We start from the raw sequence: 15,017 nt of genomic DNA, 5'->3' as shown, positions 1-15,017 counted from the left end.
CTTGCCCTGCGGTGCTTCAACAAGGAAGGCGAATGACAAATGCAAGAGAGCAATCCAACGTCCAACGAGGCAGCCCCGCTTGCACCCGACGAGATTGGTCTGATCAATGCATGGTGGCGCGCGGCCAACTACCTGTCGGTTGGCCAGGTCTACCTCCTGGCCAACCCGCTCCTGCGCGAGCCGCTGACGATGGAACATGTCAAGCCGCGGCTGCTTGGCCATTGGGGCACCACGCCCGGCCTCAATTTCCTCTATGTCCATCTCAACCGCATCATCCGCGAGCGGGATGCGAACGTTCTTTTCATCGCCGGTCCGGGTCATGGTGCTCCGGGCGTGGTCGCGTCGACCTGGCTCGAGGGAACCTACAGCGAGCTCTATCCCGATGTCTCGCAGGACGAGGCCGGGATTTGCCGTCTTTTCCGCCAGTTCTCCTTTCCCGGTGGCATCCCAAGTCATTGTGCCCCGGAGACGCCTGGCTCCATCCATGAGGGCGGCGAACTGGGCTATTCGCTCAGCCACGCCTACGGCGCGGTCTTCGACAATCCCGATCTGGTCGCCGCTTGCGTGATCGGTGATGGCGAAGCCGAGACCGGGCCTCTCGCCACCTCTTGGCATGGCAACAAGTTTCTCAATCCGAAAACCGACGGCGCCGTCCTGCCGATCCTGCACCTGAACGGCTATAAGATAGCCAATCCGACCGTGCTCGCCCGCATCGGCTGGGAGGAACTGCGGTCGCTGCTTGTCGGCTACGGCTATCGTCCGATCCTTGTCGAGGGCGACGAACCTGAGATGATGCACCAGAAGATGGCGGCCGCGCTCGACGATGCCTTCGCCGAAATTGGCGCCATCCAGGAGAAGGCGCGCACCGGCGGTAGCGTCGAGCGTCCGATCTGGCCGATGATCGTCTTAAAATCGCCGAAGGGCTGGACCGGGCCGAAGACTGTCGACGGGCTGAAAGCGGAAGGGTTCTGGCGCTCTCACCAAGTGCCGTTCACCATGGAGAAGCCGGAGCATCTGGGGCTGCTTGAGGAATGGCTGCGCAGCTACAAGCCGGAGGAACTATTCGACGAGACAGGCCGGTTGAAACCGGAGGTCGCTGCACTGGCGCCAGCGGGCGACAAGCGCATGAGCGCCAATCCGCACGCCAATGGCGGGGCTCTGATGCGACCGCTCAGGATGCCGGACTTCAGGGACTATGCCGTGACGGTCCACAGTCCGGGCGACACGGATGCGGAGTCCACGAAGATTACCGGCGGCTTCCTGCGGGACGTGATGCACAACAATGCCTCGACCCGCAACTTCCGCGTCTTCGGCCCGGACGAGACCGCCTCCAACCGGTTGCAGGACCTTTTCGAGGTGACCGACCGGGCCTGGGATGCCGAGACGCTTTCCTACGATGATCATTTGTCGCCGGAAGGACGCGTGATGGAAATCCTTTCGGAACATACCTGTCAGGGCTGGCTGGAAGGCTATCTGCTCACCGGTCGGCATGGCTTCTTCTCATGCTATGAAGCCTTCATCCACATCGTGGATTCTATGTTCAATCAGCACGCCAAGTGGTTGAAGACCTCGAAGGAGGTCGCCTGGCGCCGCCCGATCGCTTCGTTGAATTACCTGCTGACCTCGCATGTCTGGCGGCAGGACCATAATGGCTTCAGCCATCAGGACCCCGGCTTCGTCGACCATGTCGCGAACAAGAAGGCCGACATCGTACGCGTCTACTTCCCTCCGGACGCCAACACGCTGCTCTATGTCACCGACCATTGCCTAAGGAGTTGGAACCGCGTCAACGTCATCGTCGCCGGCAAGCAGCCGCAGCCGCAATGGCTGATTATGGACGAGGCGATCAAGCATTGCTCGGCCGGCATCGGCATCTGGGAATGGGCGAGCAACGACCGCGGCGGCGAGCCCGAAGTGGTCATGGCCTGTTGTGGCGACGTGCCGACGCTGGAGACGCTGGCCGCCGTCGATCTGCTGCGCCAACACCTCCCCGACCTGAAGGTCCGCGTCATCAACATTGTGGACCTGATGACACTGCAGCCCAAGACCGAGCATCCGCACGGCCTGTCCGACGCCGATTTCGATGAGCTATTCACGAAGGACAAACCGGTGATCTTTGCCTATCACGGCTATCCTTGGCTTATCCACCGGCTCGCCTACAAGCGCACAAACCACGACAACATGCACGTCCGCGGCTTCAAGGAAGAGGGCTCCACCACCACCCCCTTCGACATGGTCGTGCGCAACGATCTCGACCGTTTCCATCTGGTCGCCGACGTGATCGATCGCGTGCCACGGCTCGGGCCGATCGCCGCCTATGTCAAGCAGGCCATGCGCGACAAACTCATCGAGCACAACCAGTATATCCGTGAACACGGCGCGGACATGCCCGAGGTGGCGGGATGGCGCTGGCCGGGAAGAGAATGAGCGGGTTTGCTGCTCGACGGAACTGAGTTCTAACGAAGGGAGAAAAAGATGATCCTGCCAAATGGGGCATTCGTCGCGGTCATAGACGGTAAAAGGATGCGGCTTTTCCGCAACCACGGCCACGAACCGCACGTCACCCTGATCGACCTTCCTGAGCTCGATCTCGACCCGGAAAATACAGGGTCCGGCGGACGGCATCGCAGCAGTTCCGCCAATCCGGACAGCTCTCGTCTCGAGGAAGACAATTTTGTCGCGGCAGCGGCAGCCTATCTGAACCGAGAGGCGCTTGCGGGGAAGATCGGGGCACTTGCGATCATCGCCGATCCGCGCACACTTGGAGAATTGCGCCAGCATTTCCACAGCGTGCTGGAAGCGAAGCTGGTGGGACAAATTGCCAAGGACTTGGTGGAGCATTCAAGGGAGGCGATTGAAGCCGCCATTGCCGAATCGTGACTGCCGCGAAGGGTGGAGGAGTCAGCGTGCTGGATCTGGCCACTGTTTCTCCGCTCCATCGTGGTTCTTCTCGGCAAGTTGCGAAATTCGTCCGGGACAGACCACGTGATTTCCAGTGCCGCTGACCCACAACCAACCGGGCCGCCATACAGCATTCGTGAATCATCACTCGCTGGCCTCGGTCAAACGCATGGCGGTCGGCCAGTCTATATTGGTGCGGAAGGGAGGTCGGGATGAACAGGCGGAACATGCTCATGGGCGCGGGGGGCGCGCTGCTTATGGTCGGGGCGGGAGCCGCGGGCTGGCGCTCAGCCGCCGGATCGATGGCCGACTATGATGGCTATTCTGCCCGCCTTCGCATGCCGGTTCCGGCCGAACCGAAAATGGCAGACGTCATCCGCTATGCAACACTCGCTGCCAACAGCCACAATACCCAGCCCTGGCGCTTTCATGTCGAAGAGAGTTCCATCGACATCCAGCCCGACTTCTCGCGCGCAACGCATGCGGTCGATCCGGACGATCATCATCTTTTCGTCAGCCTCGGCTGCGCCGCCGAGAACCTGCTGATAGCGGCGACGGCGGCAGGCCTGCCCGGGGAACTGCAAATCGACCCCGATCGTGGGTATCCGCGTTATTCATTCGGCAAGGGCGCGGTCCGTCCTGACCCGCTGCTTGCGGCCATCCCCATGCGCCAATCCACGCGCGCGACTTATGATGGACGTCCAGTGGCGATCACCGATATCGAAAAGCTCCGACAGGCCGCCGAGACGCCAGGCGTTCGCGTCGTTTTTCTTACCGATCGTGCGCAGATCGACCGGGTGCGGGATCTGGTCGTCGCCGGCAACAGCGCGCAGATGGCCGATCCAGCCTTCATGACCGAACTGAGGCAATGGCTTCGCTTCAATCCACGCAGTGCCATGATGACCGGCGATGGGTTATTCTCGGCGGCCAGCGAGAATCCCGTGCTGCCGGACCCTCTCGGCCACATCGCTTTCGACCTGTTCTTCAGGGCCGCGAGCGAGAACGACAAATATGCACGCCAGATCGACTCCTCCCCAGGGATCGCCATCCTTCTCGCCGACCGCGCGGACCAAGCCCACTGGATCGCGATCGGGCGCGCCTGCCAGCGTTTGTTGCTTACGGCAACCAGTCTTGGGCTCAAGCATGCCTTCATCAACCAGCCGGTCGAGGTTGCACGGCTCCGACCAGATCTGGCAGCTCTCGTCGGCGAGAACGGACGGCGGCCCGACATCGTCATCCGCTTCGGCTACGGGCCCCAACTACCCTTCTCGCCCCGCCGTCCCGTGGCTGCCGTACTGAGCTAAGGCATATCGTCCGCGCGACGCGCTTGGTGGCGTGATTTGACGGGATCATCAGCGCCAGCAACGCTTTGCATCGGCCACGGCCTCATTCGTGTTCCTTCGAAGACGAGGGCCATCGGCAGAAATTGCGAGAAAAACTCTTCCACATTTTGATCCGGCGCAATGTCTCTACCGTTGAACGGAGCCAAGTTCGCAGACTTGGATATCTGGTCAACAGGACACACGGTCATGCTTCAGGTCTTTATTGGAACGATTGTCTTCGGGATCCCGGCGACTCTGTGCCTCATGGCGCTTAGAGATGGATACGAAGGGAAGAACAAAGTGGTCTCTATGTCGATCTTGCGGCGACGCCACTGACCCAACTGACGATTGGCATAAGCACGCCGATAAAGTTTTCCAGAATTGCAATCGTGATCTGGCGTAAAAGTCATTTGAATACGCCTAGCGACAATGATAGTGCCGGCGTATCAATGCTGAATCCTTTGTGTGGATAGGATGACAATCCGATAACGAAGGCAGATATTTTTGCATTAGAATCGAACGCCGCTTCGAAGCAATTTGCCATCATAACGTGGAGCTCTCGAGCCCGTTGCACCTATCTGCATACGGTTTTTGTTACAATTGTTGCCGGAGAACGTAACGTTGGGCAGTCGATCAACACGATCCATCTTGCTGAAGACGAAATCCGTAATTTCGGTTATTCTTGACAATTTTTTCATGACGGAAAATTAATATTAAAAATAATTAGCTCAAATTATAATATTATTCACGTTGTACCCTGATAATTATCTCATCCGGAAACGAGCCGGATTGGAAAGTTTCCGCAATCGAGGATCGGCGGGTAACATGCTGCATTTCCAGAACACCATCCTCGAAATGATCGCCAGGGGCGAAACGCTCGAAGCGACGACGGACCGACTTTGCCACCAGATCGAGAAACTGTTGCCGGGCGTCTGGTGCTCCGTTCTGCGCGTTGACGGTAACGGCTTGTTGCATCCCCTGCCAGGCTCCAGCTTCCCGGATGGATATACGGCTCGGCTTGAAGGTCTGATGATCGGCCCGCTGGTGGGCTCCTGTGGCTCTGCGGCCTATCTCGGAAAGGCCGTCGCTGCGACCGATATCGCGACCGACCCGCGCTGGATCGCCTTCAAGGAGCCCGTCCTGGCGCTTGGCCTGAGGGCCTGCTGGTCGAGCCCGATCTGCGACGCGGAGGGCGCCGTGCTCGGCACCTTTGCCCTGTATTTTCCAGAGAAGCGCGGCCCCACCCCGCGCGAGAAGGAGGTCGTCGCCTCGTCCACCTCCCTGTGCGCCATCGCGCTCGAGCGCCACCAGCGGGTGATCGAACGCGAGCGCAAAGCCTATGTCGATGCCCTGACAGACTTACCGAACCGGGCGAGTCTTGACGTCGCTCTGGAGCGCTTGCCCAGCGCGGAACCGGGCGCCTGGGCGTTTCTGGTCGTTGACCTCGACAACCTCAAGGCCGTCAACGACACCTTCGGCCACGCGGCCGGCGACGCTCTGTTGCAGGTGGTAGCGTTCCGTATCGCCGCAAGCGTGGCGCCAGACCGGGTCTTTCGCATGGGCGGCGACGAGTTCGCCGTGATCCTCCAGGGAGCAGAAGCGCTCGCCAGCATCGAGAGTATGGCGCATCATATTCTCGATGCCCTGGCTGTGCCCGCCGACTGTGACGGACATGTGATCGTGCCGCGGGCAACGATCGGCGGTGCAGTGTTGTCCGCTGACGACCGCGATGCGAAAAGCGTGCGCCAAAATGCCGACTTCGCACTCTACCACGCCAAGGAAACCTCGCCGGGCGGCTTCATGCTTTATTGGCCAGGAATCGGCAGCGCGATCAAGACCCGTATCGAGGTGATCCGCGATGTCGACGCGGCATTGAGCGAAGGGCGGATCGACGCGTTCTATCAGCCGATCCTGCGGCTCGACAGCCGCGCGATCGTCGGCATGGAGGCGCTCTGCCGCCTTCGCAAGCCGGACGGAGAGGTCGTCTCTGCCGCCGAATTTCATCAGGCGACCTCCGATGCGAGCGTCGCCTCGCATCTGACGGAACGCATGATGGCGATCGTCGCGGCGGACGCGCGCTCCTGGCTGGATCAAGGTATTCCGCTGCAGCATATCGGCATCAACATCACCTCAGCCGATTTTCATAGTGGCACGCTGTACGCACGTCTCGAAGCAGCCTTCGGTCGCGAGAACGTTCCCTTAAAGCACATCATTCTGGAGGTCACGGAGTCGATCTATCTCGGCCAGCGCGATCCGATCGTCGCTCGGGAGATCAAGGTGTTACGCGCCCATGGCCTGCGCGTCGCACTCGACGATTTCGGAACTGGCTTCGCTTCGCTCACGCATCTGCTGACGGTGCCGGTCGATATCATCAAGATCGACAAATCCTTCATTGATCGCCTTGTCCAGGGAGATCCAAGCCTGGCCATCGTCGAGGGCTTGATTGGCATCGCACGCAAGCTCGACATCCGGGTCATCGCTGAAGGCATCGAGAACGAAGCTCAGGCCAGTCTGCTGGCGGAGATCGGTTGCCAGTTCGGTCAAGGATATCTGTTCTCACAAGCGGTGTCCCGCCAGATCGCAACAGGACTTTTGGTTCGGTTCGCTCAACCAATCGGCGAGCACGAGACCGGGATGGCAGACGATCTGGCTGGCAAAGACCAATTCGATCGCCCGACAGGACGCCCCCACGGCCGGTTCCTAGGGTGAAAGACTGCTGCGGGTCCGCAGCACAAGACCCGGGGAGGGAAACAAATATGCGTCTGCCAACCGCGTTACGACTCTTTCGGAAGAGTCTCGGTCAAGCCGAGCCCACGCAAGTTCCGGGAAGTCTGGTTATGCCTTCGGGCATTGTCGCCGAGGAGCCGAATTTTCGAATGCTCGCCGAGAACAGCGGTGACGTCATCATGCAAATCGGACCGGACATGAAGGCGCGCTATGTTTCACCGTCATGCACCCGACTTCTAGGATGGCTACCCGAGGAAATGCTGGGGCATGGCCCGGAAGTGTTCGTTCCGCCCGAGCATCTCCAGGGCATCGCTGCCGAAACCGCACTTATGCTTGCCGGGGCCGACGAAGGCGCACCTTTGGCGCTCGAGGTCCGACGGAAAGATGGCACGACTGTCTGGGTGGAGAGCAAGGCGCGCATCGTCCGAGATCCTGTAACTCGCGTTCCAAGCGATTTCGTCCTGATCATGAGAGATATAACAGAACGCAAGCAGCTCGAAGAGCAGCTCCGCGCGCTGGCGATGGCGGACGGATTGACCGGACTGGGCAACCGCCGAGCCTTCGACGAGGCCTTGGACAGGGAATGGCGGCGCACCGTTCGGATTGGCGGAAAGATGTCCCTGCTGCTGCTCGATGTCGATCGGTTCAAGGGGTTTAACGACCGATACGGCCACCAGGTTGGCGATGATTGTCTTCGTGCCGTTGCTACTGCCATCAAGAATGCCCTTCATCGCCCCGCTGACGAGGCAGCCCGATACGGTGGTGAAGAGATCGCCATCATTTTGCCAGATACCGATGCCGATGGAGCGGTTGAAATAGCGGAACGGCTGAGGGTCGCAATCGAAAAACTCGGTCTGCCTCATGCCGATAATCCGGAAGGCGGCGGGTATGTCACCGTCAGCATCGGATCCGCCACCGCACTGTCCCGGTCCGGCGGGACGATCAGCATGCCGGAGGGCCTGCTTCTTGCCGCCGACACCGCCCTTTACAAGGCCAAGCACAAGGGCCGCAACCGCGTTGAGGTCGCGCTGCTCCTTGCACCGAAAGATCCAGATGCGGCCTAACTGTGAAACTCTAGCGCCCAAGCGGGGAGTCTCCAAATGCTTAAGAAATGTCAGTGTTGCGCGCTTTCGGACTCCCTCGCCCATATCGTGCAGCGGGGAAAGCTTTGTAGAGATTGTGCGATCAAGTTGGGCCTTGAATACCGCCGTCAAAAGGCTTCCAGAACTGCTCCCCAGCAGCGCAGTCGTCATCTTGGCGTCGCCGAAGACAGCTGGCCATTTTCTGAACGACAAGTCGATGGTGACGATGATCGAGGTCTGTTCATAGAGACCGTCGAAGCAGTCCTCCTGGCGTCAGGCGGTGGGGCGGCCCCTCCCTTAGTGCGATACCAACACCGGTGGCAAGAATTGCTCAAGGAGGGATTCGGTCATTCCCCCAAACAGGGCCTCACGAAACTGCGAATGGCTATAGGCACCCGCCACGATAAGGTCTGCTTCCTCCAAGGCGCGTGAAGCGAACAGCGCCTCGATTGCCCTGCGAAATGCGAGGAGATAATCGCCTCTTTCAGATCACCGAGCAGCAGATAGATGGCATCGCCGGCAAGCAGGAGGGCGAGCATTGGCTCGCGCATAACCTCCAGCACGATGCCGGTTCCCGTTGGCGATCTCCCTGCCCTGCTCGGGCAGATCCACGCTGCATCGAAGGGCACCGTCAGCGAAGATCGCGCGCCGGAAAAATCCGAAGCTCTCAAGCCTGCGGTAGCGATCAAGAAATCGGCCGCGCCGGACTACATCATCAGCCTCGAGGACGGGAGGAAGCTCAAGTCGCTGAAGCGGCACCTCGCGACCCACTACGGCCTGACGCCGGACGAGTACCGCGCGAAATGGGGCCTGCCAGCGGATTACCGCTTCGAGAGATGCTTTCCATCATTCCGCTTTTCCTCCCCCGCCAAGAGGGGGCAAGACGTATCACATTGAGAACATATCATCGGCGGTCCACCGGCAGGCGCTTAAGCACGGCAACCTTTACAGCATCGAAGACCAGGCCAAAGCCGATTGTCGTTCCATACAGCGCCAGAATGAGCCAATCCGGTAACGGCGCCATGAACCACCCGGCCCAGGCGAAGGTCGTTGCGACGGCCGCCGCGATCGCAATCGCCCCCAAAAGCACGGCCGCAGGACGCGATTGCCAGACATGGTCGCGCTCGCGCAGCACGAGGCTCGTCGCCTGCCCAGCCAGCACGAGAGTAAGGAAGGTGAGACTCTGCATCGTTTCGGCGTCAAACCGTAGCCAGAACCAGCCAAGAGCCAGTATCGTCATGGCATAGGTCAGCTTCACGGCCCCCAATGGCAGCGCGGCAAGCGTCAATTCTCGGATGCGCCACGCGTTGGGATAGGGCGTAGGCTTGGCACGGTCACCAGCGCGCGCCATCATCGCGATGTCCCCGGTCAGCATCCAGAGAACCTGGAGCAGCGGTGTCATCACTGCGTGACCCGTCATCACCAGCCCGCCGCCCATGACGATCAGCGTCACCGCCTTGTTGACCAGCATGCTCAGCGTGAAGGTCAGCACACGCCGGAAGGCGGCCCTGCCCTCCTCGATACAAGCCACGATGCCGCGCAAGCCTGGCGCGGTCAGCACCAGACCAGCAGCGGACTTGGCGACGTCGGTGGCACTGGCGACGGCGATGCCCATCTGCGCCTGGCGCAGCGCGGGAGCGTCATTGGCGCCGTCGCCGCACATGCCAACAGCATGGCCCTCGCTTTGAAAGGCGCGCACCAGCTTGAACTTGTCTTCCGGGAACACGCCGGCGTAGACAGCATAGTCCTGCGGCGCTGCCTTCTCCGGGATTCGGCCTGGCGGACAAACCGGCCCATCCAACCCGATGGCGTGAGCGACGGTACCCGCGGTCTCAGCGGTGTCGCCAGTGATCATGATCGGCGCGATGCCCAGTGCCTTCAAGTCGCTGAGCAAGGGCTTTGAGTCCGCACGCGGCGGGTCGCTGAGCCCGATAAGGCCGAGCACCGCCATGGCTCCCGCGCTGCCGGCCGCGACCGCCAAGACGCGATATCCCTCGCTGCTAAGGTTGGTTATGGAGGCCTGCATATCTGGAGTTAAGGGCGCGAGTGTGGAAATGGCGATCGGCGAACCCTTGGCGATACGAATCTCTTGGCCGTCCGGCCCGGCGGTGATCGCCTCCGACATCTTGACCGCGGGATCGAAGGGCGTGAAGCGGAGCACCTTCAAGGCCGGCTCCGATGAATGGGAGACTGCTGCGCGGACGGCTGCATCGACAGGGTCCTGGCCATCGGTCGAGCTGGCGGCGGCGGCGTGGGCAAGCACCGCGGCATCATTCATTCCCGCAGCCAGGACGATCACCTGGCCGACGCCGAGACTGTTTTCCGTCAGCGTTCCGGTCTTGTCGACACAAAGCACGTCTATCATCGCGGCTTCCTGCAAGGCGGAGAGCCTGGCCAGCAGCACGCCCTGACGTGCAAGTTTTTGCGCACCGACTGTCGCCGCCAAGGTGAACACCGCCGGCATGGCGACAGGCACGGCGGACAGAAGCGCGGCCAGCACCAGCGGCACGATTTGCGCCACCGTCATGCCGATGGTGTAGGCGTAGGCGACCATCGCCACCACGATTGCCATGTTGACCGCGGTCAGCGCCTTGACGACGCCGAGCACGGCCTTCTGCTCGCTGCTCTCGACGTCCGCGGTCTTAACCAATTCGGCGGTGCGGCCGAAATAGGTTCGCGGACCGGTCGCCACGACTTCGGCGACCGCTTCGCCCCGCCGCACCAAAGCACCGGCATAGGCGGTAGCGCCGCCTTGCTGCTCCACGGCAACGGATTCACCTGTCAGCATCGACTGATCCAGAAGCACCGAGCCGGACAGCAGGCGCACGTCGGCCGGCACGATGCCGCCAAGCGAAAGCTGCACGATATCGCCCGGTACCAGCACCGATGCCGGAGCATCGGACCACGCACCATCGCGTCTTAGCCTCGCTTTCGGGGCCAGTTGCTGCCGAAGCAGGGCCAGTGTCGCGCTCGCGCGCCCTTCCTGCACGATTGCGAGCAGGACATTGATCACAAGCAGTATGCCGACCATAGCCGCTTCAAGTCGCTCACCTGCTACCAATTGCAGGACGATGGTGATCTCCAGCATCCACGGCACCGGCGACCAGAAGTGGCGTAACGCGCGGCGAACCGGATGCTCCTCGGTCGAGGCAACCTCATTCGGACCGGCTTCGGCGAGAAGCCGCGCGGCCACTTCCTTGGAAAGGCCCGGAGGCAACTCAACGGCATTGTCTTGAGCTACAGCTTCCAAGGGCATGAACCTATGATTTGTGCAGGGTTCACATGACGAACCTGCCGCAGTTGATATCGGACGATCGCCAGGCGCATTCTTTGCCCGGCCGTTCCAGCAGGACAATCTTCCCGACTGCGACCTGCGATGGGCCGTGGGTCAGATATCAAGCTGCCATATCGTCGGCTGTGGTGGAAATGACCTTCTGATTACTTTGAGCCGACTGCCCAGGGCGAGCGTTCACTATGTCGTCATCCCGGCCATCGTCGTTCGAGAGTGTCCCGGCGCTTTCGTCAATGTCCTCTTCGCCCGGAGGCGATCAGGGATCAGAACAAGATTGACCAGGCAATATACGAATCATATATGGTTCATATGTTATCTGCTTTAAGAGGCGTTGATGGGCATCGTGAAAATCGACGACGACCTGCATGAGGAAGCTCGTCGAGCCAGTACAGTGATGTGCCGGTCCATCAATGCGCAGGCCGAGTTCTGGATGAAGGTCGGCATGCTGGCCGAAGCAAATCCGACCCTCTCCTTCAACGAGATCGTGAAGATGCAGTTCGCGGCGGCGCATGTGGGTCTCGCGGATCTAACGGTCGCCTGACATGGTAAAGACCCCGTACGCACTGGCGCTCATGCGCGTATCAGGCAGGATGCTGGCCTCGGTCTTCGAAATGTTGGACGAGCAGGAACTCGCCGGCATGTCGACATTGGAGGTCAACGATCTGGTGGACCGCTTCATCACCGTGGATCTCGCCGCGCGTCCGGCGAGCAAAGGGCAATATGGCTTCAAATATGTCCTGAACTGCTCGATCAATAATGTCGTCTGCCATGGTGTGCCCGATCCAGGCGAGATCATCCGTGACGGCGACATCATCAACCTCGACATCACGCTTGAAAAGAACGGCTTCATCGCGGACTCGAGCAAGACCTATCTGGTCGGCAATGCCGCACCAGCCGCGAGGCGGCTCGTGCGGGTCGCCCAGGAGGCCATGTGGAAAGGGATACGGCAGGTCCGGCCCGGAGCACATCTGGGGGACATCGGCTTCGCGATCGAACGGCACGCCAAAAGAAACAGCTATTCAGTTGTGCGAGAATACTGCGGGCACGGCATCGGCCGCGAGATGCACGAGGAACCGCAGGTGCTCAATTTCGGACGGCCGGGAACGGGCTTGAAGCTGCGCGAGGGCATGGTCTTCACCATAGAGCCGATGATCAACCAGGGCACCCGCAAGGTTTCGACCGGGAGCGACGGATGGACGGTCGTGACCAACGACCGGAAGCTCTCCGCCCAATTCGAGCATACGGTGGCCGTCACGAGGACTGGCGTCGAAGTCTTGACCCTGCGCCGCGACGAGATGCTGGAGCGCAGTGCGTGATCTTTACCGAAATTTCGGGCTACAGTGCCCAGCATGTTCGCACTGGAGACTGGAAATGTCAGTTGCTCAAGAAGGAACTTCATCCGAAGTTCCCTTGCATCCCGAGGAAATCAAGTCCGTTTTCGACCTGCGTGTGGGAAAGCACATCACGTTGCAGGGCAGTGCCAGGATCACACCCGCAGGCGTGATCAGCGTGGGCATCGCAGTCGGCGCCATGATGCTTGCGTTGGGCTATCTGGTGTCGTCGACGAGGCATCGCAGGTAGGCTGCGCGGCCCGACGGGAAGGTGGTCGAGCGCTGGACGTATCGGTTGTTGCCCTTCAGTGGAGGGTTCCTCACTGCCAAGTATGCGACTTTCGAGCACAGACCGGAAACATCTAACTTTCGCAAGGCGGCTTCGTACACAGACACATCGCCGTCGCCTGGACTGGAATCGAAGGTGCGCTTTTCGAGAGAAAGACTACCAACCGTTTCCAGGTCGGACGTTTCAGGTGTAAAGTTCTTGGGCTTTAACTTGGCCGATGAGTGAGGAGATCGTCGTCATGTTGAAATTTTCCCTATATCGAAAAATGGAACTGGCTACCATCATCTTGGGTTTGCTTGGCGGCATCGCCCACGCGGCCGATGTGCCTGTCGCCATCGAAGGGGGCTCGGTTCGCGGCGTGACTGCGGATGGTGTCGTCAGCTTCAAGGGCATCCCCTACGCCGCACCGCCTGTCGGCGATTTGCGCTGGCGCGACCCGCAGCCAGTGAAGCCTTGGGAAGGTGTCCTGGATGCCAAGGAATTCGGCCCATCGTGCATGCAGGTGGACGATCTGCCCAAGTCCGAAGATTGCCTTACCTTGAATGTATGGCGGCCAGCCGCGACGTCCGACAAGCCGATGCCTGTCATGGTGTGGATCTACGGCGGGGCCCTGGTTCACGGTAACACGCCGCAATACCCCGGCGCAGCGCTCGCCTCACAAGGAGTTGTCGTCGTCAGCATCAACTACCGAATGGGCCGGCTGGGTTTTTTTGCCTTCCCGGCGCTTGCCAAGGAAGCCCCCGACGAGGTGCACGGCAACTATGGCTACATGGACCAGCTTGCAGCCCTGAAATGGGTGCAGCACAACATTGCCGGGTTCGGTGGAGATCGGAAGAATGTGACCATCTTCGGAGAATCTGCCGGCGGTGGTTCGGTCATGGCTCACCTGACGTCGCCCATGTCGCGCGGTCTTTTTGCTCGCGCCATCCTGCAATCGCCCGGCGTCCCGACGGCGCGGGCCAAATCGCTTCCCTTGACAACTCTTGACGAGGCCCAAAAACGCGCCCTCGCCTATGCACGCTCCATGGGCATCAAGGGCGAAGATGAAAAGGCGCTCGCTGCCCTACGCAAGCTGCCGGCGGACAAGGTCGTAGCGGGCACTTCATCCGGGGCAACAATCGACGGCATGGCCTCCGGCAGGCCGGTTGTGGGAGTGGCAGGTTCCATAATTGACGGGAAGTTCCTGACCGAGACGCCCGAAGCTGCTTTCGCCGCCGGTCATCAGGCCATGGTGCCGGTCATGGTTGGCGCCAACAATCGCGACCTTGGCGTTGGCGTAGCAAAAAACAAGAGAGCGCTGTTCGCCATGTTCGGATCGAACAAAGGCGAAGCAAGAAAGCTCTACGATCCAAAGGGCACCGAGACGCTGGACGAACTGAAACAGCAGGTGCTGGCGGACAAAACGCTGGTCGAGCCGTCGCGTCATCTCGCCGACGAAGTGGCCCGTGCCGGCCAGCCGACCTATTGGTATCGCTTCTCCTATGTCGCCGAAGCGCTGCGCAGCAGCCCAAAATGGAAGGGCACGTTGCATGGCTTTGAGATACCCTATGTGTTCAACATTCCCGCCGCAGTCGTGAAGGACAAGGTGACCGAGGCCGACAAGGGCATGGGCGTTTTGGCCAGTTCGTATTGGGTGGCATTTGCCAAAACCGGCGACCCGAATGGCAACGGGCGGCCGGAATGGCCGCCCTACAATGCGTCGGAGGACAAGGTCATCGACTTCACTAATGATGGTGTGACCATCGGGCCTGATCCATTGAAGGCCCGGCTCGACTTGTGGAAAAAGGTTTATAGTGGCGGTTGAAGTAGGAAACTCGCCCCCGAGAACCAGGGTGTCAATCTTGATCCTGACGAGATCGCAGCCCCGCAACTTGCTATCGATTGCTAAATCGAAGAGGGCTCGATCGCGCAGTCGCCGCTCTCGATCGAGAAAGAATCGGATTGCCCATATCTGTCGAGGGTTCAGGGGGCGTTTCGTTCCGACCTTCTTGCCCGCGTTCCACGCGCGGCGATCGGGGGCGGTGGGGTCATAGTGAGAATGTCCCATTTCGTTTCTCCTTCGACCATGATTGG

At 60.4% G+C, this 15,017-nt stretch carries 11 protein-coding genes and 1 pseudogene; 10 read left to right on the top strand and 2 right to left on the bottom strand.

Features of this window, described 5'->3' with window-relative positions; translation table 11 throughout:
- Nucleotides 1-39: 39 nt before the first annotated feature.
- The 5 genes from EB231_RS11045 to EB231_RS11025 all read left to right on the top strand — a co-directional run bounded on the left by EB231_RS11045 (nt 40) and on the right by EB231_RS11025 (nt 8,014).
- Nucleotides 40-2,427, top strand: a complete 2,388-nt coding sequence (locus tag EB231_RS11045) for a phosphoketolase family protein (protein WP_172348835.1) — start codon at nt 40-42, stop codon at nt 2,425-2,427.
- 48 nt (nt 2,428-2,475) lie between these two features.
- The gene (locus tag EB231_RS11040) at nt 2,476-2,880 is read left to right on the top strand and encodes a host attachment family protein (protein ID WP_172348834.1); all 405 of its coding nucleotides are present in this window, start codon (nt 2,476-2,478) and stop codon (nt 2,878-2,880) included.
- A 383-nt stretch (nt 2,881-3,263) separates the two neighbouring features.
- On the top strand, nt 3,264-4,205 hold the full coding sequence (locus EB231_RS11035; protein WP_340163205.1) for an Acg family FMN-binding oxidoreductase: 942 nt from the start codon (nt 3,264-3,266) through the stop codon (nt 4,203-4,205).
- Between the two features lie 843 nt (nt 4,206-5,048).
- Nucleotides 5,049-6,932, top strand: a complete 1,884-nt coding sequence (locus tag EB231_RS11030) for a sensor domain-containing phosphodiesterase (protein ID WP_172348832.1) — start codon at nt 5,049-5,051, stop codon at nt 6,930-6,932.
- Between the two features lie 128 nt (nt 6,933-7,060).
- Nucleotides 7,061-8,014: a sensor domain-containing diguanylate cyclase gene (locus tag EB231_RS11025; protein ID WP_172348831.1), complete on the top strand. Its 954-nt coding sequence runs from the start codon at nt 7,061-7,063 to the stop codon at nt 8,012-8,014.
- 171 nt (nt 8,015-8,185) lie between these two features.
- Here the strand turns inward: EB231_RS11025 and EB231_RS11020 are convergent.
- Nucleotides 8,186-8,281: pseudogene (locus EB231_RS11020) on the bottom strand (ATP-binding protein); the annotation flags it as partial.
- Between the two features lie 258 nt (nt 8,282-8,539).
- Here EB231_RS11020 and EB231_RS11015 point away from each other — a divergent pair.
- Nucleotides 8,540-8,929 carry a MucR family transcriptional regulator gene (locus EB231_RS11015; protein WP_172348830.1) on the top strand — a complete coding sequence of 130 codons (390 nt, stop codon included), beginning with the start codon at nt 8,540-8,542 and terminating at the stop codon, nt 8,927-8,929.
- A gap of 7 nt (nt 8,930-8,936) precedes the next feature.
- Here EB231_RS11015 and EB231_RS11010 read toward each other — a convergent pair whose 3' ends face one another.
- Entirely contained in the window at nt 8,937-11,282 is a 2,346-nt protein-coding gene (locus EB231_RS11010; RefSeq protein WP_206681904.1) for an HAD-IC family P-type ATPase, read from the bottom strand.
- Between the two features lie 376 nt (nt 11,283-11,658).
- On the opposite strand from EB231_RS11010, the gene EB231_RS11005 reads away from it, so the two are divergent.
- From EB231_RS11005 to EB231_RS10990, 4 genes are all read left to right on the top strand, one after another.
- The gene (locus EB231_RS11005; protein WP_172348828.1) at nt 11,659-11,865 is read left to right on the top strand and encodes a ParD-like family protein; all 207 of its coding nucleotides are present in this window, start codon (nt 11,659-11,661) and stop codon (nt 11,863-11,865) included.
- A 1-nt stretch (nt 11,866) separates the two neighbouring features.
- Nucleotides 11,867-12,640: a type I methionyl aminopeptidase gene (map, locus tag EB231_RS11000; protein WP_172348827.1), complete on the top strand. Its 774-nt coding sequence runs from the start codon at nt 11,867-11,869 to the stop codon at nt 12,638-12,640.
- A gap of 55 nt (nt 12,641-12,695) precedes the next feature.
- Nucleotides 12,696-12,905 (top strand): hypothetical protein, encoded by a 210-nt coding sequence (locus tag EB231_RS10995; RefSeq protein WP_172348826.1) that lies wholly within the window; start codon nt 12,696-12,698, stop codon nt 12,903-12,905.
- A 304-nt stretch (nt 12,906-13,209) separates the two neighbouring features.
- Nucleotides 13,210-14,748 carry a carboxylesterase/lipase family protein gene (locus EB231_RS10990; protein ID WP_172352865.1) on the top strand — a complete coding sequence of 513 codons (1,539 nt, stop codon included), beginning with the start codon at nt 13,210-13,212 and terminating at the stop codon, nt 14,746-14,748.
- Nucleotides 14,749-15,017: the final 269 nt, after the last annotated feature.

Source organism: Mesorhizobium sp. NZP2298 (assembly GCF_013170825.1).
GTDB lineage: Bacteria > Pseudomonadota > Alphaproteobacteria > Rhizobiales > Rhizobiaceae > Mesorhizobium.
Note: the sequence above shows the minus strand (reverse complement) of the source record. Positions and strands in the feature narration are given on the sequence as shown.